The 19,189-nt window shown below is 62.0% G+C and carries 22 protein-coding genes and 1 tRNA gene; 21 read left to right on the top strand and 2 right to left on the bottom strand.

Going from position 1 to position 19,189, the window contains the following annotated elements; all coding sequences use genetic code 11:
• The first annotated feature begins 80 nt into the window (after window positions 1-80).
• The 15 genes from HRQ64_RS13220 to HRQ64_RS13155 all read left to right on the top strand — a co-directional run bounded on the left by HRQ64_RS13220 (window position 81) and on the right by HRQ64_RS13155 (window position 12,589).
• Entirely contained in the window at window positions 81-1,361 is a 1,281-nt protein-coding gene (locus HRQ64_RS13220) for an alanine racemase (RefSeq protein WP_172123631.1), read from the top strand.
• A gap of 4 nt (window positions 1,362-1,365) precedes the next feature.
• On the top strand, window positions 1,366-2,034 hold the full coding sequence (locus tag HRQ64_RS13215; protein ID WP_172123630.1) for an amino acid ABC transporter permease: 669 nt from the start codon (window positions 1,366-1,368) through the stop codon (window positions 2,032-2,034).
• An 11-nt stretch (window positions 2,035-2,045) separates the two neighbouring features.
• The gene (locus tag HRQ64_RS13210) at window positions 2,046-2,696 is read left to right on the top strand and encodes an amino acid ABC transporter permease (protein WP_172123629.1); all 651 of its coding nucleotides are present in this window, start codon (window positions 2,046-2,048) and stop codon (window positions 2,694-2,696) included.
• Entirely contained in the window at window positions 2,683-3,414 is a 732-nt protein-coding gene (locus HRQ64_RS13205) for an amino acid ABC transporter ATP-binding protein (protein ID WP_172123628.1), read from the top strand. The genes HRQ64_RS13210 and HRQ64_RS13205 overlap by 14 nt, the downstream gene beginning before the upstream one ends.
• Window positions 3,415-3,438: 24 nt before the next feature.
• Complete coding sequence (locus HRQ64_RS13200; protein ID WP_172123627.1) at window positions 3,439-4,230, top strand: transporter substrate-binding domain-containing protein; 792 nt, start codon at window positions 3,439-3,441, stop codon at window positions 4,228-4,230.
• Between the two features lie 66 nt (window positions 4,231-4,296).
• Window positions 4,297-5,373: a LacI family DNA-binding transcriptional regulator gene (locus HRQ64_RS13195; RefSeq protein WP_172123626.1), complete on the top strand. Its 1,077-nt coding sequence runs from the start codon at window positions 4,297-4,299 to the stop codon at window positions 5,371-5,373.
• A gap of 141 nt (window positions 5,374-5,514) precedes the next feature.
• Entirely contained in the window at window positions 5,515-6,162 is a 648-nt protein-coding gene (locus HRQ64_RS13190; RefSeq protein WP_127753514.1) for a TetR/AcrR family transcriptional regulator, read from the top strand.
• A 14-nt stretch (window positions 6,163-6,176) separates the two neighbouring features.
• Window positions 6,177-7,196 carry a ketol-acid reductoisomerase gene (gene ilvC, locus HRQ64_RS13185; protein ID WP_172123625.1) on the top strand — a complete coding sequence of 340 codons (1,020 nt, stop codon included), beginning with the start codon at window positions 6,177-6,179 and terminating at the stop codon, window positions 7,194-7,196.
• A 98-nt stretch (window positions 7,197-7,294) separates the two neighbouring features.
• Window positions 7,295-7,759: a GFA family protein gene (locus HRQ64_RS13180; protein ID WP_172123624.1), complete on the top strand. Its 465-nt coding sequence runs from the start codon at window positions 7,295-7,297 to the stop codon at window positions 7,757-7,759.
• A 3-nt stretch (window positions 7,760-7,762) separates the two neighbouring features.
• On the top strand, window positions 7,763-8,254 hold the full coding sequence (locus HRQ64_RS13175; RefSeq protein WP_172123623.1) for a heme-degrading domain-containing protein: 492 nt from the start codon (window positions 7,763-7,765) through the stop codon (window positions 8,252-8,254).
• Between the two features lie 59 nt (window positions 8,255-8,313).
• On the top strand, window positions 8,314-9,207 hold the full coding sequence (locus tag HRQ64_RS13170) for a PhzF family phenazine biosynthesis protein (protein ID WP_127753510.1): 894 nt from the start codon (window positions 8,314-8,316) through the stop codon (window positions 9,205-9,207).
• Between the two features lie 94 nt (window positions 9,208-9,301).
• Window positions 9,302-9,424, top strand: a complete 123-nt coding sequence (locus tag HRQ64_RS20385) for a hypothetical protein (protein WP_282567553.1) — start codon at window positions 9,302-9,304, stop codon at window positions 9,422-9,424.
• A 113-nt stretch (window positions 9,425-9,537) separates the two neighbouring features.
• Window positions 9,538-11,100: a 2-isopropylmalate synthase gene (locus HRQ64_RS13165; RefSeq protein ID WP_172123621.1), complete on the top strand. Its 1,563-nt coding sequence runs from the start codon at window positions 9,538-9,540 to the stop codon at window positions 11,098-11,100.
• 61 nt (window positions 11,101-11,161) lie between these two features.
• Window positions 11,162-12,160, top strand: coding sequence for an endonuclease/exonuclease/phosphatase family protein (locus tag HRQ64_RS13160; RefSeq protein ID WP_172123620.1), 999 nt, complete (start codon window positions 11,162-11,164; stop codon window positions 12,158-12,160).
• A gap of 228 nt (window positions 12,161-12,388) precedes the next feature.
• Window positions 12,389-12,589 carry a hypothetical protein gene (locus HRQ64_RS13155; protein WP_172123619.1) on the top strand — a complete coding sequence of 67 codons (201 nt, stop codon included), beginning with the start codon at window positions 12,389-12,391 and terminating at the stop codon, window positions 12,587-12,589.
• 15 nt (window positions 12,590-12,604) lie between these two features.
• Here the strand turns inward: HRQ64_RS13155 and HRQ64_RS13150 are convergent, their stop codons facing one another.
• A complete protein-coding gene (locus HRQ64_RS13150; protein ID WP_172123618.1) occupies window positions 12,605-13,393 on the bottom strand; it encodes a mechanosensitive ion channel domain-containing protein in 789 nt (262 codons plus the stop codon).
• 184 nt (window positions 13,394-13,577) lie between these two features.
• Between HRQ64_RS13150 and HRQ64_RS13145 the strand changes: the two genes are divergently transcribed.
• Both HRQ64_RS13145 and HRQ64_RS13140 read left to right on the top strand, forming a co-directional pair.
• Window positions 13,578-13,653: transfer RNA gene (locus HRQ64_RS13145), tRNA-Lys, on the top strand.
• A 152-nt stretch (window positions 13,654-13,805) separates the two neighbouring features.
• Window positions 13,806-14,792 carry an SDR family oxidoreductase gene (locus tag HRQ64_RS13140; protein WP_172123617.1) on the top strand — a complete coding sequence of 329 codons (987 nt, stop codon included), beginning with the start codon at window positions 13,806-13,808 and terminating at the stop codon, window positions 14,790-14,792.
• A 67-nt stretch (window positions 14,793-14,859) separates the two neighbouring features.
• Here the strand turns inward: HRQ64_RS13140 and HRQ64_RS13135 are convergent, their stop codons facing one another.
• Entirely contained in the window at window positions 14,860-15,015 is a 156-nt protein-coding gene (locus tag HRQ64_RS13135; RefSeq protein WP_172121515.1) for a hypothetical protein, read from the bottom strand.
• A gap of 247 nt (window positions 15,016-15,262) precedes the next feature.
• On the opposite strand from HRQ64_RS13135, the gene HRQ64_RS13130 reads away from it, so the two are divergent.
• The 4 genes from HRQ64_RS13130 (at window position 15,263) to HRQ64_RS13115 (ending at window position 19,143) form a co-directional block, all read left to right on the top strand.
• Window positions 15,263-15,409: a hypothetical protein gene (locus HRQ64_RS13130; protein ID WP_172123616.1), complete on the top strand. Its 147-nt coding sequence runs from the start codon at window positions 15,263-15,265 to the stop codon at window positions 15,407-15,409.
• A gap of 346 nt (window positions 15,410-15,755) precedes the next feature.
• Window positions 15,756-16,646 carry an NAD(P)-dependent oxidoreductase gene (locus HRQ64_RS13125; RefSeq protein WP_172123615.1) on the top strand — a complete coding sequence of 297 codons (891 nt, stop codon included), beginning with the start codon at window positions 15,756-15,758 and terminating at the stop codon, window positions 16,644-16,646.
• 213 nt (window positions 16,647-16,859) lie between these two features.
• Complete coding sequence (locus tag HRQ64_RS13120; RefSeq protein ID WP_172123614.1) at window positions 16,860-18,344, top strand: HWE histidine kinase domain-containing protein; 1,485 nt, start codon at window positions 16,860-16,862, stop codon at window positions 18,342-18,344.
• A 109-nt stretch (window positions 18,345-18,453) separates the two neighbouring features.
• The gene (locus tag HRQ64_RS13115; protein ID WP_127753502.1) at window positions 18,454-19,143 is read left to right on the top strand and encodes a YjbE family putative metal transport protein; all 690 of its coding nucleotides are present in this window, start codon (window positions 18,454-18,456) and stop codon (window positions 19,141-19,143) included.
• The last annotated feature ends 46 nt before the right edge of the window (window positions 19,144-19,189 follow it).

Genomic DNA, 19,189 nt, shown 5'->3' with positions numbered 1-19,189 from the left:
AAGCCGCGTTGCGCTGATATGATGTTAACGTTGTCACGACCAAGACCAAAGCGTTTTCCGCGCTGCGATCAGGCGAATGGATGCAAAAAGTGAAGCAGTTCGTGCTAGACGGCAGCCAGCGTGGATACCCCGCCGACTTGGCTTCCGTCGCTGCCAGCGAGATTGGCTCGCTCGGGCTCAACCCTCGGGATGGAAGCGCGCAGCTGCCGGTCCTGACCTTTGATCGCTCCGCGTGGAATCGCAATTGCGACGCGATGTTTGCTTATTGCGCCGCTGTGGGTGCACGGATCGCGCCGCATGCCAAGACCCCGATGTCGCCCGAACTGGCCAAGGAACTGATTAATCGGGGCGCCGTCGCTATGACGGTCGCCGATATCCGGCAAGCGGCTGTCATGCTCGAGCATGGAATCGATCATTTGCTGCTGGCGAACCAGATTGGCGGCACCTCGAGTGGAGCCCGGCTCGGTCGTCTCTTGGCGCAATACCCTTCGGCAAAATTGACGCTTTATGTGGACAGCGTCGCCGCGCTGGAAACGGCAGCCGCTGTGGCTGACGCCGCCGGACGCCGGCTAGACTTCCTGATCGAAGTTGGCGGCGGTCGGGCCGGGGCGCGAGGGCTGGACGTCGTCCGCGCCATCTTTGTCCGCCTCAGTGACCTACCCAATCTGCGCGCCTCGGGCATCGCGGCCTATGAGGGTGCCTCGGTCACCGCCGATGCCACCGCCACCCGGCGTGACATCGCCGCCGTGCATGCTCTTGCCTCGGAAGCCTTTGCCCTGTTGCGGTCTCGCCAGCCGGGCGAGCGGCTCATTCTCTCGTCAGGCGGTTCTAGCTTTTTCGATCTGGTGCTGGATGATCTTGGGCCCGTCGCCCAGGCGGACGGCAATTGCGACATCCTGCTGCGCTCGGGCGCAATCTTCTTTTCCGATCACGGAATCTATGCCAAGCGCCTGCTCGACATGGACCATCGTAGCGGCTTCGAACCTGCCCGTCTTGGTGCTGCCAGCAATGCCTTTGTTCCCGCGCTGCTGGTTCATGCCGAAGTGTTGTCCCGCCCCGAGCCGGGGCTGGTGATCTGCGGCATGGGCATGCGCGATGTGTCCTTCGACCAGGGTCTGCCGGTGCCGATAGCGGGTTGGCGGGCAGGGCGGGATCTGGCCTTGCCCCAAGATGTCACGGTCACCAAGCTGAACGACCAGCACGCCTTCCTGAAGCTACCTGCCAAGGCTGACCTTGCCGTGGGCGATGTCGTCAGCTTCGGCATCTCCCATCCCTGCACAGCCCTGGACCGCTGGTCCTGGATGCTGGAGACCGCCCCAGACGGCAAGATCATCGGGGCCCTGCGGACGCATTTCGGATAGGTCCATGAATCTGTTTAATTTCCGCCCGCTGTTTCGATACCAAGACGCCTTCATCGAAGGCATCCTGACTACTTTGAAGCTGGCCTTCCAAGCCGGGGCCGCAGGTCTCATTCTCGGGCTGGTGTGCGCCTTGCTGCTGGGCCGGGGCAACCGCGCCATCAATCTCGTTATCCGCTCCTATATCGAGCTGATCCGGAACACCCCGCCGGTGATCCAGATCTTCATCATCTTTTTCGTGTTTCCCACCATCGGTTTGCGGCTGCCGCCTTTCGAGGCTTCGGTGGTGGCGTTGACGTTGTATTTCGGCGCCTTCGTAACGGAAATCGTCCGGTCCGGCCTTGCTTCAATTCCGCGTTCGCAGATGGAGGCGGGGCATTGCCTGGGGCTAACCAAGCTGCAGGTATTCCTGCATGTTGTCATGCTGCCGGCGCTGCGCAATGTTTATCCCTCGCTGACCAGTCAGTTCGTCCTGCTGCTGCTCGGCACCTCGATTGCCTCGTTCATCTCCACCGAAGAGCTGTTCCACACGGCAGCTTTCGTCGACAGCCGGACCTTCCGCAGCTTTGAGGTTTATGCGCTGATCTCGGCGATCTATGTGAGCATGGTGATTGCCTTCCGGCTCTTCTTCTTTGCGTTCGGAAAGCTTGCTTTCCGCTGGCCAACTGCGCGCTGAGGAGAGGCAAGATGCGTTCATTCGGTTCGATCGATCTGCTCTCCTTCGCAACGGCGTTTCAGTACACGGTGCTGCTGGTCGTTATGGCTCTTGTTCTGGGCGCGCCGCTGGCCCTGGGCTTTGCCACCATGCGCATATCGCGTTTGCCACCCGTGCGTTGGCTGGCGGCGATCGTGCTCCAGATCATGCAAGGCATTCCGCTGCTGGCGCTGCTGATGTTCGTGTATTTCGGGCTGCCGGTGTTCCTGGGCATTCGCATTCCGCCACTCATGGCTGTGGTGATCGCCTACACCATCTATACCGCGGTATTCCTTGGTGAGATCTGGCGCGGCGGCATCGAGGCGATTAAGCGCACCCAGTGGGAAGCGGGCGCCTCGCTGGGGATCAGCAAGGTGCAGCAGTTCCGCTATGTGATTGCGCCGCAGGCCTTCCGCATCGCCTTGCCGGCTTCGGTCGGGTTCCTGGTCCAGCTGATCAAGGGCACTTCTCTCGCCGCCATTGTGGGCTTTATCGAGCTGACGCGGGCCGGGCAGCTCTCTGCCGCGGCGACCCTCCAGCCCCTACTGGTTTATTCCATCATCGCCGCGATCTACTTCGCGATCTGTTTTCCTTTGACCCTCTTGTCGCGCAAATTGGAGGTCCGTCTGCATGGCTCTCGTTGAAATCAAAGGCCTGCGTAAATCCTTCAAGGATCTCGAAGTCCTAAAGGGCGTCTCGCTCACGGTGGAAAAAGGCGACATCGTCGCCCTGATCGGCCGGTCGGGATCGGGAAAATCGACGCTGCTGCGCTGCATCAATGGCCTTGAGGAAACCCAGGGCGGCACGATCGAAGTGGGCGGCCGGCAGATTAGCGCCAAGATGGAGGGGCTGCGCGAATACCGTCAGCGCGTCGGCATCGTGTTCCAGCAGTTCAACCTGTTCCCCCACATGAATGTTGAAAAAAACGTCACCCTGGCGCCGGTGCTGACGGGCAAGGTCAACAAGATCGTGGCGCGCAAGCTGGCCGAAGAATGCCTGACCAAAGTGGGGATGATCGAAAAGATCGACGCCTGGCCCGAGCAATTGTCCGGTGGTCAGCAGCAGCGCGTCGCCATTGCCCGCTGCCTCGCCATGGCGCCGGAGCTGATGCTTTTCGACGAAGTGACCTCGGCGCTTGATCCGGAGCTGGTCGGCGAGGTTCTCAAGGTCATGGAAGATATGGCCCGCCAGGGCATGACCATGGTGCTGGTCACCCACGAAATGTCGTTTGCCCGCAATGTGGCGAGCAAGGTGGTGTTCATGCATCAAGGAAAGATTTGGGAGGAGGGCACTCCCGAAGCGGTGTTTGGCAATCCCCAGACGCCGGAACTGCGGGCGTTCATCAGCTCGACGCACAACTAAGCTGGTCACTCAGGAAGGAACAACATGATTATCAGGAAGCTTTTGGCAACCCTATCGGTCGCCGCCATGGCACTGGCGCCGGTTGCCGCCTATGCCGACAAGTTCGAAGACATCGTCAATTCGGGCAAGGTGCGCGTCGGCATCCTGTTGGATGTGCCGCCGTGGGGCATGAATGACGAGAATGGCGCGCCCACCGGCCTTGACGTGGAAGTCGCCCAGCTGCTCGCCCAGGAGTTGTCGGTCGAGCTCGAGATCGTGCCGGTCACTGGCACCAACCGCATTCCCAACCTGCTGTCGGACCAGGTCGACATCATCATCGCGGCCATGGGCGCAAACTCCGAGCGTGCCCAGCAGATCATGTTCTCGCAGCCCTATACCGCCGTGCAGTTGGGCGTGTATGGATCGCCTGATATCGGGCAGTCCGAAGATGTCTCCGTCCTGGCCGGACACACGATCGCGGTCGCCCGTGGCACCACTCTCGATCTATGGCTGACCGACAATGCGCCCGAAGGCACGACCCTGTCGCGCTTTGAAGACGTTCCTGGCGCCATGTCGGCTTATCTCGCAGGGCAGGCTGATCTGTTTGCCGAGAATAGCGCCATCATCGCCAATCTGCGCCGCGAGCGTCCGGAAATCGTCATCGACCCGGTGTTTGAAATTCGCCAGTCGCCGGCTCATATCGGTGTCGCCATGGGCGAGCACAATTTGCTGCAGTGGGTGAACACGTTTATCTTCAGCAATGTCGTGAATGGCAAGCTGCCCGAGTTGCAGAAGAAGTGGTTTGACACCGACCGCGGTGACCTGCCAGCCCTGTAACAAAACCGAGTGCGGTCGCTCGGAAGGGCGACCGCATGCCCTTCATTCCTGATTGAGGGGCAGATTATGCCGTCAACGATTATCCCGGTGGACCGCCTTGATCCGGTTGAGCATATCCCGGATCCCGGCACCGGTCCTGCGGTTCCCCCGCCCGGCAAACGGCCGCGCATAGAAGAAGTCGCGCGCTTGGCCGGCGTTTCCATCATCAGCGTGTCGCGCGCCCTGCGGAAGCCCGAGATCGTTTCAAAGGAAACTCGCGCGCGGATTGAGGAAGCGGTTGCCGCTACGGGCTTTAGCCTCAATCCTCACGCCAGTGCCCTGCGCTCGGGGAGATCCAACGTCGTTATGGTGTTCATGTCCTCGCTTTATAGCGAGCAGTTCGTCAATGCCGCGCATGCCTTTTCCGAGGTAATGGAGCCGGCCGGTTTCGAAGTCGTGCTGGCCCGGACCTTCTACAATTACCAGCGCGAAATCCAGCTCACCCAAAGCCTGACCCAGGTTCGTCCCGCGGCCGTGTTCATCACCGGCGTTTTGGAGCAGGAGCGCAACCGCGCCATGTTCGAGCGCATGAACATCCCCGTGGTGGAAAGCTGGGCTTATACCGACCAGCCGATCGACATGTTGGTGGGGATGTCGAATACCGACGGGGCCGCGGCGGTGGCGCGTCATCTCTTTGACAAAGGCTATCGCCGCCTCGGCTTCATCGGCCGTCAAACCGGCCGCGGGCGCATCCGCCAGCTTGCGTTCGAGGAGGAATGCGGGCGATTGGGCGCGCAATATGTCGGCGGCGTTTCCCTGCCGACGGTGAAATCCTGGGAGGAGGGGGCCGGCGCACTGGCCGATTTGCTCGATAGTGGCGTTATGCCCGACGCGGTGTTTTGTGCCAACGACCTGATGGCCTGCGGAGCGCTCATGGAAACGCGATCGCGAGCCCTGCGGGTGCCTGAGGATTTGGCCCTGATCGGCTTTGGCGACAACAGCCTGATGCGCGAACTGCAGCCCGGAATCACTACCGTCACCTGCGACCCGTTCGAGATTGGGCGGCGCGCAGGCGAGATGCTGGTCAGCCGGTTGTCCGGCGACAGGCCGGAGCAGGAACGCATGGTCCTCCCCCTCAGCCTTATTGAACGCGGCTCGTGCTAGCTGCGGGCTTGAGCTTCCGGCCTGCCGCTGCCAACCGGCCCTCATACACACTGGCAAAGAAACAGTTGCGCAGAACCGTACCGTACGGTACGGCATGCCGATGAAAGTTGCGGCAGATCAGCCTGCCAGGGGAGTTCGTGCGTGCCGGTGACCATCAAGGTCAATGAAGAGAGTTTTACCCCGCGTCAGCAGGCGGTGCTGACGGCGGCGCTCGATCTGTTGGTTGAGAATGGGGAAGGACTGACCATGACCGCGGTGGCGCGGCGGGCCAGCTGTTCCAAGGAAACGCTCTATAAGTGGTTCGGCGACCGCGACGGCCTGCTGACCGCAACCGTGCAGTGGCAGGCGGCCAAGGTGCGCATGCCCCAGGTGGATCGCACGGGCCTCAATGCACAAACGCTGCGCTCGTCGATCGAGCAGTTTGCGCGCGACCTCCTCACCACGATTGTGGGGGAAGTCTCGATCACGCTCAACCGGACTGCCGTGACCCATGCCGCTCAGGAAAAGGACCGGCTCGGGATTATCGTGCTCGAAAACGGGCCGCTGGCGATCCGCCGGCGCTTGAAACCGATTCTCGAAGCGGGGCGCGATGCGCGCCTGCTACGGTTCGACAACAGCGAAGACGCGTATCGCACCTTTTTCGGACTCGTCGTGCGCGATGTCCAGATTCGGCTGCTGCTGGGTGACAAGAAGCTCACCCAGTCCAATGTCGAAGCCAATATCGAGGCCGATGCCACGGCCGCGACCAACCAATTCTTCGCCCTCTACGGGGCGGATACAGCGCCATAACAGGGGAGTGCTCCATGCGCGTTTATTATGATCGTGACGCCGATCTCAACATCATCAAGTCCAAGAAGGTCGCCATTGTCGGCTATGGCTCGCAGGGCCATGCGCATGTGCTGAACCTGCGCGACTCCGGCGTTACCGATGTGGTGGTGGCGCTGCGTCCCGGCTCCCCGTCGGCCAAGAAGGCCGAGGGCGAAGGCCTCAAGGTCATGTCGGTTGCCGAGGCTTCCGCCTGGGCCGATGTGATCATGATGCTGACCCCCGACGAATTGCAGGCCGATATCTACAAGCAGCATATCGAGCCGAATATCCGTGATGGCGCCGCGCTCGCCTTCGCGCATGGCCTGAACGTGCACTTCAACCTGATCGAGCCCAAGTCGACCGTCGACGTGATCATGATCGCCCCGAAGGGCCCGGGCCACACCGTGCGTGGCGAATACCAGAAGGGCGGCGGCGTGCCATGCCTGATCGCCGTGCACCAGGACGCCTCGGGCAATGCCCATGACATCGCGCTCGCCTATGCTTCGGGCGTTGGCGGCGGCCGTTCGGGCGTGATCGAAACCAATTTCCGCGAGGAATGCGAGACTGATCTGTTCGGCGAGCAGGCTGTGCTCTGCGGTGGCCTCGTGGAGCTGATCCGCGCCGGCTTCGAGACGCTGGTGGAAGCCGGCTATGCGCCTGAAATGGCCTATTTCGAGTGTCTGCACGAAGTGAAGCTGATCGTCGACCTGATCTACCAGGGCGGCATCGCCAACATGAACTACTCGATCTCGAACACCGCCGAGTGGGGCGAGTATGTCACGGGTCCGCGCATCATCACCTCGGAAACCAAGGCCGAGATGAAGCGCGTGCTGCACGACATCCAGTCGGGCAAGTTCACCTCCGAGTGGATGCAGGAAATCAAGGCCGGCGGTTCGCGCTTCAAGGCGACCCGGCGTCTGCATGACGAGCACCAGATCGAGGAAGTCGGCACCAAGCTGCGGGACATGATGCCCTGGATCAAGGCCGGCGCGCTGGTCGACAAGGCCAAGAACTAAATCGCTATGGACGGGGGCTTCAGCCCCCGTTTTCTTTTGCCGCACTCCATCTTCCGCGCTGCCGCCAAACCCGGTAACTAGTTCGGGAGGAGTGACCCATGCGCTTACCAGATTTCCCACAGGAGGGCGGATGCCAGTGTGGCGACGTGCGCTACCGGCTCAAGGCTGCCCCGCTTTCGGTCTATAATTGCCACTGCAAGGACTGCCAGCGCTTTTCGGGGGCGGGATGGTCGATGTCGATGATCGCCCGCGAAGACGATATCGAGCAGCTGTCGGGTGACACGGTGCGCTACGACCGACGCGCCGATAGCGGCAATGTCATTGCCATGCATTTTTGTGCCCATTGCCATGGCTGGGTGTGGAACGTGCCACCAATGCCAGGCATCCGCGTGATGCGGGCTGGCACGCTTGACGACATCGATTGGGCGGTGCCGGTGGGCAATATCTGGACGGAAAGCAAGGCCGCCTGGGCCAGCATCGATCCTGATCTCGTCAATTTTCCCCAGGGCGCCGTGGATCGCACGCCGCTGTTCGACGCCTGGACCCGCCTTCATCAGGACTGAAACATGACAACTCACGACGATATCGCGCTGATCAAACGCCAGGAACTCGAACTCGCCTTGCCGCAGCTGGATGAGGATGTGGCGTTCAGCATCGGCTCATCGGTGCGGGCACGCGCGCTGGCCGAGGGTTTGTCTCTCGTGGTGGATATCTGCACCTGGGACCGGCGGCTGTTCTTCGCGGCCACGGCGGGGACGGGCCCGGACAACGCCGAATGGGTGCGGCGCAAGATCAATTCGGTGCGGCGCTTTCAGCGCGCCAGTTACCGGTTGGTGCTGGAGCGGGGCGAAGCGCCGCCACCACCACAAGCCGGGGTGGACCCGGTGGATTATGTCTTTGCCGGTGGCGGTTTTCCGCTGCGGGTGCCGGGCGCGGGGATTATCGGGTGCCTGACCATTTCGGGCCTGCCCGGGCGGGAAGATCATAATGTTGCCGCGGCGGCCCTTTGCGAGCATCTGGGGCTAGATCGTGCCGCTTACGCGTTGGCGCTTCAGTAATGGCGGCTGACTTGACAGCCCCCCAAAGCAACCCCATTGCTGAGGGCAGGGGGCCTGTCATGAAACTCAATTATCTGCTGCTGGACGTCTTCACGCAGGAGCGCTTTGCCGGCAATCCACTGGCGGTGGTTTGCAAGGCCGATGGCTTGCTCGACGACGAGATGCAAACCATTGCCCGCGAGTTCAACCTCAGCGAAACAGTGTTTCTGCTCAAGCCACAGACCGAGCGCAATTCGGCTGGCGTGCGCATCTTTACGCCGATGACCGAGTTGCCCTTTGCCGGCCATCCGACTGTCGGGGCGGCGGTGGTGCTGGGGCTGCAAAACAAGGTCAGCGCCGTCAGGCTAGAGGAAAAGATCGGGCTGATCACGGCGCTGTTCGAAAAAACCGACAAGAGCTCGGGCGAGGCGCGTTTTGCGCTGCCGCAACTGCCCGAGCAGGTGGGCAAGCTCGACAACATGCTGGCAATCGCCCAGGCTCTGGGCATTGATCCCGAGGAGATTGGGTGCGGTCCTTATCGCCCCACGGTGTATTCGGCCGGGGTGGTGTTCCACCTCGTGCCGGTGCGGGACGCTGCGGTGCTGAAGCGGGCACGGCCGAACATGGCGGCATGGAACGAGGTTTTCCCCCACGGGCGGCACTCGGTCTATCTGTTTACGCTCACCCCCGATGAGCCCGGCAATGATATTGCCGCCCGCATGTTTGCGCCCGGGCTTGGCCTTGCCGAGGATCCGGGCACCGGTTCGGCCGCGGCGGCGCTGATTGGGCTCCTCTCCGAACATGTTAATATCGGCACCGGCCAGATCGACCTTGTGATCCGGCAGGGGGTGGAGATGGGGCGGCCCTGCCGCATCACCATCCAGTTGCGCAAGGAGCGCGACCGGCTGGTGCATGGGGGCATTGGCGGGCATGCCGTCATCGTTGGGGAAGGGGCCCTGGATCTGGGGGACTGAGCTTATCAGCACAGTTCCTTGCGCCCAGCCTGTCCTCCAGGGTTGCAACCCAGGCTGATGTGGGCCATTATCGCCACGCAACCGGATGAATGTTATGCAGCGCAAGCGCGCCATTGCCATTGCCGTCGAACAGCGCCAGGCCCTTCAGGCCCGCCTTTTCGTTGCCGCCGCTTTGTTGCTGCTTCCAGCGCTAGTGCTTCTTCTTATCAGCCCCTGATCACCGGCAGCTCGATCAAGCGAGCGGGTCGTCAGGGGATTACGCCACCAGCCGAACAGTAAATGTCCGGCCTGCAGAGCCTTGGCTTTGGGCCGTTTGATAGGATCATCCGCATGACTTCCCCCGCTACCGACACCAACAAAGACCGCGTCTTCATCTTCGACACCACGCTGCGCGACGGCGAGCAATCGCCCGGCGCCACGATGACGCTGGAAGAAAAGCTGCAGGTTGCCGAAACGCTCGACGAAATGGGCGTCGATATCATCGAGGCCGGGTTCCCCATCGCCTCCAATGGCGATTTTGAAGCCGTGGTCGCCGTCGCCAAGCAGGTCAAGAACGCCACCGTGGCAGGGCTGGCGCGCGCCATCACCGCCGATATCGACCGGGCCGGCGAAGCGGTGCGTCATGCCCGCAAGGGGCGTATCCATACGTTCGTTTCGACCTCGCCGATCCATCTGGCGCACCAGATGAAAAAGACCGAGGACGAGGTGATCGAGATCATCGCGCGCACGGTGGCCCAAGCGCGCAACCTGGTGGACGATGTGGAATGGTCGGCGATGGATGCGACCCGCACGCCGCTCGAGTTCCTCAAGCGCTGCGTTGAAACTGCGATTCGCGCCGGCGCCACCACAATCAACCTGCCCGACACAGTTGGCTATGCGGTGCCCGAAGAGCATTTCCGCATGTTCAAGACCATCATCGACACCGTGCCCGATGCCGACAAGGCGATCTTCTCGGTGCATTGCCACAACGACCTGGGCCTGGCTGTCGCCAATTCGCTGGCCGGTGTTGCCGCCGGCGCCCGCCAGATCGAATGCACGATCAATGGCCTGGGCGAACGCGCCGGCAATGCGGCGCTCGAAGAAGTGGTGATGGCGCTGCGCACCCGCGCCGACGCCATGCCCTACCGCACCGAAATTGAAACCACCCATCTCGCCCGCGCCAGCCGCATCGTTTCGGCCGCGGCCAATTTCCCGGTGCAATACAACAAGGCCATCGTGGGCAAGAATGCCTTCGCCCATGAAAGCGGCATCCACCAGGATGGCATGCTGAAGAATGCCGAGACCTATGAGATCATGACGCCTGCCAGCGTCGGCATCAAGGAAACGACCTTGGTGATGGGCAAGCATTCCGGTCGCGCCGCCTTCAAGGACAAGTTGAAGGAACTGGGCTACGAGTTGGGCGAGAATGCCTTCCAGGAAGCCTTTCAGCGCTTCAAGGATCTGGCTGACCGCAAAAAGCACGTCTATGACGCCGATATCGTGGCGCTGGTGGACGATGAAGTCGGCTCGGTCGGCGATCGCATCCGCCTTGTTGATATGGAAGTCATTTCCAAGACCGGCGGCACGCACCGCGCCAATATTACCCTGTCGATCGATGGCGATGAAAGCTCGGTGAGCTTTGATGGCACCGGTTCGGTCGATGCGATCTTCAATGCCATCAAGGAGGCCGTGGGCCAGCAGCCGCACCTGGTGCTTTATGCGGTGGACGGCGTGACCGGCGGCACCGATGCGCAGGCCAGTGCTCATGTGCGCCTCGAAATGAACGGCCGCATTGCCTCGGGCAATGCCGCCGAGCCCGATACGCTGGTGGCTTCCGCCCGCGCTTACCTCAATGCCTTTAACCGCTTGATGATCGAGCGCGGCGCTGCCGCCCAGGGCGCTATGGCTGGCTAACACCCGCTGACAACACCCCCAAGCCTGTCGCGCCAAGTTGTGCGGCAGGCTTAGCCGCGCGTTGCGTAAACGCCTGCCATCGGGCATCAAGGCGGGCGAGGTGCTTGCCATGATCAGCCGGAGCGAAATCAGGGGCGTTCTAACCGGGCTGGCCGTCACGGCCCTTGTCCTGCTGGTCGGAGGCACGGTCTGGCCATTGCTGCCCGGTCAGCCACTGCTGCAGACGCTCCGCTTCCACTCGGCACTGCTTTGCCTTGCCCTGGCGATAGCCCTGGCCATTGCCGGCTCACGCTGGCGCGCCGGGCTGCTGGCGCTGCTCGCGCTGCTGAGCGTGGGGCAGGGTGGCTGGATTATCTACGGGCAACAACAAGCGCGCCAGGCGGCTGCTGCCCGCCCGGTGACGCAGACGGTTGAGCTGGTCAGCTTCAACATCCTCAACAACAATACCGAGAATGGGCCGGCTATTGCCGGGATGCTCGCCGCCTCGTCGGCGGATGTGGCGTTTACCCTCGAATCGGCGCCCTTGTTTCCCGAGCTGGGCGCGCTTGCTGCCGTTTACCCCTATCGCATCGGCTGCGAGCAGGAGCTGACCTGCGACCTCACCATGTTCTCGCGCACCCCGCTCGAAGATGTGCAAACCCTCAGCCTGTCGAACTTCTCCCAGCAGCGGGTGATCACCGCGCGCACGCGGATCGGTGGGGAAGCGGTAACCCTCGTCGCCGTGCACCTGACCAAGCCATATTTCGACATGCAGTCGGAAGCGGAACTGCGCCGGCTGCGCGACATCCTGGAAGCGGTCGAGGGGCCCGCGATCATTGCGGGGGATTTCAATGCCGCGCCCTGGTCCTACGCGATTAATCGGCTGGTGCGGGGCAGCCAATTGCAGGTGGCGCCATTTTATCCCTCGACTTGGCCGCCTGAGTTCGGACCGCTTGGCGTGCCGATCGACAATGTCTTCACCCGCGGCAATGCGGTGGTGGAAAGCCTGGCAGCGCTGCCCGAAACCTTTGGCTCCAACCATCGGGGCCTGCGCGCCCGCATCGGCATCACCGCGCCTTAACGCCTCGCCGACCCCGAACCCGCTTTACCGCTGTTGTGCACAGCCAAAAAGGGGCTGGACGGCGCAGTTTCCCATTGTGTGCAGGCCTTTGCGCCTCGTTGTCCTTTAGATTGCATTTGATGCAAATGCGCCCGGCTCCCGCAAGGACCGCGAAGGCATGCGGTCCCATCTTCTGCGGGCGTGCCGAGTGCACCGACTCACCAGAATCTTCCGACAGGAGCCATTGCCATGAAGCCAACCTACGATCTTGCGCGCGAGCATCTCCGACGCGCCGCGGCCATGCTGCAGGGTGGCGACAACCAGTCGCGGCAGCTGCGTAACATCGTCGAGCGAACCATCACCCTGATCGATGATCTGACCGAAGATGCGCCCGCTTGGCAGGGAAACGTGCTGGATTTGCAGTCGTTTAGGGAGCGGCGTGGACTTTAGGACTTAACGGCAGGCCTATGCAGCGGGCTGGGCAAAACCATTGGCAGTATCCAAGACGGATTTCAGCCGCTCCTGCATATCAGCCCGCGCCTGCATCCAGTTGCGGCTGGACACCGCAACCCGCACCGCGAGGGTCACAGTCGAATCACCCAGGGCATCAACCAGGATTTCCGGCTGGCCGGCAGCTTCGGGTTGCCCGCTTGTAAGGCCCGCCAGCACCGCCTGGCGCACCGCGCCGATATCGGCCGTGCGGGGCACATTGAACTTGAGCTCGAGAACGCGCGACGCTTCGCGGGTATAGTTGATGATCTTGGCGTTGGAGAGCTTGGAATTGGGGGCGAACATGAAGACCCCTTCAGCCGTGCGCATCTGCGTTGCAAACAAGCCCACTTCCACCACGGTGCCGGCAATGCCGTCGGCATCGATCTGATCGCCCACATTGAAGGGGCGCAGCAGCACCAGCAGGATGCCCGCGGCAATATTGGAAAGGGTACCCTGCAAGGCCAGGGCGACCGCGAGGCCGGCAGCACCCAGCACGGCAAGGATGGAAGCGGTCTGCACCCCGAACTGGCCCAGCACGATAATGATTGTCACCAGCAGCACGCCATAACGCACCACTTGCGATAGGAGCGGTACGATGGTGGGGTCGCGGTGTAAGCGCCCGGGCAGGAGCTGCACGACGTAGCGGGACAGGAGCCCCGCCAACATCCAGCCGCCGACCAGCACGACCAGGGCGACCAGCCCCGACCAGACATTGGCGATGATCCAGGTGGAGGAAAGGGCTAGGAAATCGGAATCGAGCATAGAGGTCTCCAAGGCTTGCGCGAGCCAAAGACGATGGTTCGCCGATGGTTGCGCCGGTTGTTCTTCGGGGGATGGACTTGTTAATCTAGCTAATCAAGCCCTTGTGGAAAGTGACAGCGGGCGCTGGACAGTCCCCGATCCCTTTGCTAGAGAGGCGCCAACCTTGGTACCGGGTTTCTCAACCGGGTGCGTAGCTCAGATGGTAGAGCAGCTGACTCTTAATCAGCGGGTCCACGGTTCGAGTCCGTGCGCACCCACCAAGGTTCTTCTTTCCCCGTATTTGTGGTGATCGGCAAGGCAGTCGCCTTGACCCGTCACGGCGTTGGTGCCCCAAAAGGCGTGCCCGGTGTGCGAATCGCTGGGTCGCGGCATGGTGTGCCGTGCGCTGAACCAGCCGAGGAGGAAACGGGCGATGGCAACCAAGGTGCTGTTTGTGGGCGGGACGGGGCAGATTTCGCTCCCCTGCGTGGCAGAAGCGGTGGAGGCGGGGCACGAGGTCACGGTGTTCAACCGCGGCAAGTCCGACGTGGCGCTGCCACCCGGCGTCAGCGTGATCGCCGGCGACATGAAGGATCCAGCCAGCTATCGCCAACTCGGCGAGCAGCAATGGGATGTGGTGTGCCAGTTCATGGTGTTCACGCCCGAGCAGATGGCGCAGGACATCGCGGTGTTTACGGGGCGGGTGGGGCAGTACGTCTTCATCTCCTCGGCGTCCGTTTATGAAAAGCCGGCCCGCCATTACGTGATCACCGAGCAAACCCCGGCGATCAATCCGTTCTGGAAATACAGCCAGGACAAGATTGCCTGCGAAACCATGCTCCAGGCTAGCACCGGTCTGCCCTGGACCATTGTGCGGCCCAGCCATACCGTGCGGACGGGCTTGCCGACCATGATGGGGCCGGCGGATACCACCGTGCAGCGCCTGCTCGATGGTAAGCCGATCATTGTGGCGGGCGATGGCGCGACCCCTTGGACACTGACCCGCTCGGCCGATTTTGCCGTTCCCTTTGTGCGGCTGTTGGCCCATCCGGATGCGCTGGGCGAGATTTTCCATATCACTTCAGATCGCGGCTATAGCTGGGACGCAATCCACACCGCCATTGCTGCGGGCTTGGGCGTTCAGGCGCAGATCGTGCATGTTCCAACCGACACCCTGGTGCGGTTCAACCCGGAATGGGAGGGGCCATTGCGGGGCGACAAGAGCTGGTCGGCGCTGTTCGACAATTCCAAGATCAAGAGCGTCGTTGGGGAGTTCGAGTGCGCCGAAGTGCTCGAAACAGTGCTCGAGGAGCCGCTGGCCCATTTGCGGCGGCGCATGGCCGCCGGATTGACGGTGGACACCGGGTTCGACCAATTGATCGGCCGGATTGCGGCCGCTCAGTCGGCGCTCGGCCAGTAGCAGTCGCATCATGAAAAAGGGCCCCGCTGATCAGCGAGGCCGTTGCGTTGGAGAGAAGATCAGACAGCTAGTTTGAGCCGTCGTTCGGGCGCTGCTTGTCGCCGCCTTCCTTGGTGTCCTTGGTCTTGGCTTCGCCGCCTTGCTGACCGAAATTGGTTCCGCCGAGATGGCCGCCTGCATCCACGTGCTTGAGCTGTTCTTTTTGACGATCGTCCTTGCTCATCGTGTTCTCCATGGTGTTAGGCAAGGTCAACTGCAGAGGGGCGCACTTGTTCCCGGCCGTGCACGGAGGTGAGTCGCTCCAGCCTGGAACAACGCCCGGTAATCCCCCCTATTCACAGGGGCTGCGGCGTTAAGCGCTCCCGTTCACCTTCTTGCGAGGCAAAGCTTGGCGCGGACCCGGAAGCCTGCAATGAAGACCTCTCCCTTGAGGCTTCATTAATGTTCCGCCCCTCCCGCCGGGTTTTGCCATGAGACTGACTTATCGTGCCCGGCAGCGACGCAGGCGGGCGGCAAAAATCATGCTATATCTGGTGCTTGGCATCTTGATCTTCACGCCCAAGTTCGACATCCAGCAGCCCGTGGGCGGGACCACCCAGGTCGCGAGCATCCGCTAGCAGCGCGCTCGATCAGGCCGTATCGCACAGTGACCTCGGCCGCGGCAATGCTGCTGCGCGGCAGGCACATGGATCGGCTGTGCTGGGGCTGCGTTGGCGGGCACAGAGATCAACACGGAGCACTATCATGGTGCCCAAACATCCCCACGCCCGATGCCTGCCGAACCTTGCCGCAGCGATGAACTGCGAAGGTCCCAATCCACCACCGCGCGCCGCCGTGCAGCGCCGGCCGCAGCCGTTTCGGCGCAGTTTGTTGCAGCCCCTGCAACGCGGGTGATTATTGCGATCGTGGGTGAACGCCTTGCGGCCTGGGCCGTTGCTGGTTGGTAGCGCAAAGGAGAATGCGGTGGGCAAGCGTATCGTTTTTACCGGCGGCAGCGGCAAGGCCGGCCGGCATGTGATCGCCTATCTCCTGGGGCGCGGCCATCAAGTGCTCAATGTTGATCTGGCGCCTTTGGCCATGGCAGGGGTCAACACCCTGACAACCGACCTCACGCAGAGCGGGGAGGCATTTAATGCCCTCTCCATGCATTTCGATTTTGCCGGCCTTGAAACCGGCACCGGCCCGGCGCCAGTGGATGCAGTGGTGCATTTTGCCGCCATACCGCGCATCCTGCTGCGACCGGACAACGCTACATTCCAAGCCAATGTCGTCTCGACCTATAATGTGATCGAAGCGGCGGTGAAGCTCGGGATCCGCAAGGTCATCATCGCGTCGAGTGAAACCACCTATGGCGTGTGCTTTGCCGAAGGCGACAAGGACTATCACAGCTTCCCCCTCGACGAGGCTTATGACGTCGATCCGATGGACAGCTATGGCCTGTCCAAGGTGGTCAACGAGAAAACCGCGCGCGCCTTTGCCATGCGCTCGGGTGCTGATATCTATGCGCTGCGCATCGGCAATGTGATCGAGCCGCACGAATACGACAAGTTCCCGGCCTTTCTCGCTGATCCCCTGTCGCGCAAGCGCAATGCGTGGAGCTATATCGATGCGCGCGATCTCGGGCAGATCGTCGATCTTTGCGTGCAAAAGGATGGCCTCGGATTTTCAGTGTTCAACGCCGTCAATAACGAGATCACTGCCGACGAGCCCACCGAGGAGTTCCTGGCCAAATGGGCGCCTAACACGCCGATCCGGCGCCCGCTCGAGGGCTTTGAGGCGCCGCTGTCGAATCGCAAGGCGCGCGAGGTGCTGGGCTTTCGCGAGGAGCACAACTGGCGCCAATATGTCCGCTAGTTCGGGCGAGATTATCCGGCAGAGTTAGCACTTCCATAACCAAGAAAGCCGCAGCAGGGAGCGGATCGCGTAACCGTGATCTAGGCTCCGGCAGAGCGCTTCCCAATCGGGCCCAGACCTGCAATGAAGCGAGTTGCCGCTGGGCTCGCCCTGAATTTTCAAATGGGGAGGGCAGTGCGGCGGTCTGCCTTGTTCAGTTCATTTCCGGTCCCGATGCCCTTATCCACCAACGACACAATCCTTAAGGATGGCGGCGAATGCGGAGCGCTGCTGCGCGCCATAGACTGGACAGTTCATCCACTAGGGGTGCCCAGCGCGTGGCCACCCGAGTTGCGCACCCTTGTCGGGGTGATGCTGGGCTCGGTGCAGCCTATGCTGATCCTCTGGGGGCCCCAACACACCGTCCTTTATAATGATAGCTATGCCGCAATGTGCGGCGACCGCCACCCGGAGGCCCTGGGCCGGCCGTTCCAGCAATTATGGTTCGATATCTGGAACGAGGTGCTGCCCATCATCGACGCTGCATATGCGGGGCGCGGGACCTCGATGGATGACATCGAGTTTACCATGCACCGCAAGGGCTATCCCGAGGAAACCCACTTCGCTTTTTCCTATACCCCGGTGCGCAACAGCGAGGGGCGCATTGTCGGCATCTTTTGCGCCTGCCAGGAAACCACATCCGAAGTGCTGATGCGACGGCGCGAACTGCAGGAACGCGAGCGCTTCCTGCAGGTCTTCGAGCTTACGCTGGGGGCTATAGCCGTGCTCAGCGGGCCTGATCATGTGATCACCGTTGCCAATGCCGATTACCAGATGCTGGTGGGCCGCCGCGACATTGTCGGCAAGCCGGTGAGTGAAGCGCTGCCCGAGGTTGTCAACCAGGGTTTTGTGGAACTGCTCGACGAGGTGTACCGGAGCGGCGTTGCCCATTTGGGCAGGGGAACGCCAGTAAAGCTGCAGCGTAAGCCCGGCGGCGCTATCGAGCAGCGCATCATCGACTTCCTTTATCAGCCGCTGCGCGACCTGCATGGGCAGGTGGACGCGATCTTTGTCCACGCGATCGATGTCACCGAACGCATCGAAGCGGACCAGCAGCAGTCGCTGCTGCGCAGCGAACTTGGCCATCGCATGAAAAACCAGCTGGCGCTGGTGCAGGCAATCGTCAACCAGACGCTGCGCACAGCTCCCGATATCCCGACGGCGGCCAAGTCACTGGGCGATCGCGTCCAGGTGCTGGCCGGCGCCCATGACTTGCTGATCGCCGGGGAAACCGGATCCGCCACCGTCGGGGAGATCGTGCGCAAGCTGGTGCGGCTGCATGACGATGGCGCCCAAAGCCGGTTCCGCCTATCGGGCGAAACCATCGAGGTGGCCTCGCGACCAGCGCTTTCCCTTTCGCTGATCTTGCACGAACTCTCCACCAACGCAGTCAAATACGGCGCCCTTTCAGGCGGCGAAGGCTATGTGAAGGTGGGCTGGGGCCGGCAAGACAGTCCCGAGGGCGAGCGTTTCGTGCTCGACTGGGAGGAAGTTGGCGGTCCCCCGGTGAGTGTTCCGCGAACCGTTGGTTCGGGCTCGCGGTTGATCCGCGCCGGGCTCGCGGGGACCATCGACGGCAAGGTCGCGCTCGAGTTCGCGCCGCAGGGCGTGCGCTGCACGATTTCGGCCGATCTGGAGAGCTTTCAGCTGGAGCGGTAAAGTATTGCCCGCTAGGTTTTGCTGAAATTTCTCAGCCAAATGCTTTCCAGCGGCCATCATCGCGGCTATAGCCCAGCGACCGCCTTTTCTCCCCCACAGGACCACCCTCATGTTCGGCATTGATCCGAGTTTCTTTTCTTCGCTGCTGCAGGTCATCATGATTGACCTGGTGCTGGCCGGCGACAATGCCGTGGTGATCGGCCTGGCAGCAGCCGGCCTGCCATCGGATCTGCGCAAGCGCGCCATTCTGATCGGCATCATCGCGGCCACCATCATGCGCATCTGCTTTGCGCTGATCACGACCCAGTTGCTCTCGCTGGGCGGTGGCTTGCTGATCGCCGGCGGCATCTTGCTGCTTTATGTGTGCTGGAAGATGTATCGCGAACTCAGCCAGCCGGCCCATGAGGAACATGAAGCACTCGAAGCCCTGGGCGACGCCGATCTCAACGCCGATGGTTCGGTTGCGGGGCGCGCGCCCAAGAAGACGCTGCGCCAGGCTGTGCTGCAGATCATCATTGCGGACGTTTCCATGTCGCTCGACAACGTGCTGGCCGTGGCCGGTGCGGCCCAGCACCACACCGAAGCCCTGATCTTCGGCCTGGGTCTTTCCGTCGTGATGATGGGCGTTGCCGCCACCTTCATCGCCGGCCTGTTGACCAAGCATCGCTGGATTGCCTGGGTCGGCCTGGTGATCATCCTCTATGTCGCCGCCAAGATGGTCTATGAAGGCGCCGACGCCCTGCTGGACCACACCCTGCCGCACATTCCGCTGTTCTATGGTGGTCCCGGCTCGCATTAGCCTTTGGTAACCAGTGGCCGAGTTTTGTGGCATTTGCCACGCTCGG

Source organism: Devosia sp. 919, from assembly GCF_013185965.1.
Lineage (GTDB): Bacteria > Pseudomonadota > Alphaproteobacteria > Rhizobiales > Devosiaceae > Devosia.
Note: the sequence above shows the minus strand (reverse complement) of the source record. Positions and strands in the feature narration are given on the sequence as shown.

Excerpts from the sequence above, each read along its gene's own strand:
- HRQ64_RS13205 (WP_172123628.1), top strand. The coding sequence starts at position 2,683 with ATGGCTCTCGTTGAAATCAAAGGCCTGCGTAAATCCTTCAAGGATCTC.
- HRQ64_RS13155 (WP_172123619.1), top strand. The coding sequence starts at position 12,389 with ATGAAGCCAACCTACGATCTTGCGCGCGAGCATCTCCGACGCGCCGCG.
- HRQ64_RS13210 (WP_172123629.1), top strand. The coding sequence starts at position 2,046 with ATGCGTTCATTCGGTTCGATCGATCTGCTCTCCTTCGCAACGGCGTTT.
- HRQ64_RS13150 (WP_172123618.1), bottom strand. The coding sequence starts at position 13,393 with ATGCTCGATTCCGATTTCCTAGCCCTTTCCTCCACCTGGATCATCGCC.
- HRQ64_RS13170 (WP_127753510.1), top strand. The coding sequence starts at position 8,314 with ATGAAACTCAATTATCTGCTGCTGGACGTCTTCACGCAGGAGCGCTTT.
- ilvC (WP_172123625.1), top strand. The coding sequence starts at position 6,177 with ATGCGCGTTTATTATGATCGTGACGCCGATCTCAACATCATCAAGTCC.
- HRQ64_RS13215 (WP_172123630.1), top strand. The coding sequence starts at position 1,366 with ATGAATCTGTTTAATTTCCGCCCGCTGTTTCGATACCAAGACGCCTTC.
- HRQ64_RS13140 (WP_172123617.1), top strand. The coding sequence starts at position 13,806 with ATGGCAACCAAGGTGCTGTTTGTGGGCGGGACGGGGCAGATTTCGCTC.
- HRQ64_RS20385 (WP_282567553.1), top strand. The coding sequence starts at position 9,302 with ATGCAGCGCAAGCGCGCCATTGCCATTGCCGTCGAACAGCGCCAGGCC.
- HRQ64_RS13130 (WP_172123616.1), top strand. The coding sequence starts at position 15,263 with ATGAGACTGACTTATCGTGCCCGGCAGCGACGCAGGCGGGCGGCAAAA.
- HRQ64_RS13120 (WP_172123614.1), top strand. The coding sequence starts at position 16,860 with ATGCCCTTATCCACCAACGACACAATCCTTAAGGATGGCGGCGAATGC.
- HRQ64_RS13115 (WP_127753502.1), top strand. The coding sequence starts at position 18,454 with ATGTTCGGCATTGATCCGAGTTTCTTTTCTTCGCTGCTGCAGGTCATC.
- HRQ64_RS13135 (WP_172121515.1), bottom strand. The coding sequence starts at position 15,015 with ATGAGCAAGGACGATCGTCAAAAAGAACAGCTCAAGCACGTGGATGCA.
- HRQ64_RS13220 (WP_172123631.1), top strand. The coding sequence starts at position 81 with ATGCAAAAAGTGAAGCAGTTCGTGCTAGACGGCAGCCAGCGTGGATAC.
- HRQ64_RS13195 (WP_172123626.1), top strand. The coding sequence starts at position 4,297 with ATGCCGTCAACGATTATCCCGGTGGACCGCCTTGATCCGGTTGAGCAT.
- HRQ64_RS13175 (WP_172123623.1), top strand. The coding sequence starts at position 7,763 with ATGACAACTCACGACGATATCGCGCTGATCAAACGCCAGGAACTCGAA.
- HRQ64_RS13165 (WP_172123621.1), top strand. The coding sequence starts at position 9,538 with ATGACTTCCCCCGCTACCGACACCAACAAAGACCGCGTCTTCATCTTC.
- HRQ64_RS13180 (WP_172123624.1), top strand. The coding sequence starts at position 7,295 with ATGCGCTTACCAGATTTCCCACAGGAGGGCGGATGCCAGTGTGGCGAC.
- HRQ64_RS13200 (WP_172123627.1), top strand. The coding sequence starts at position 3,439 with ATGATTATCAGGAAGCTTTTGGCAACCCTATCGGTCGCCGCCATGGCA.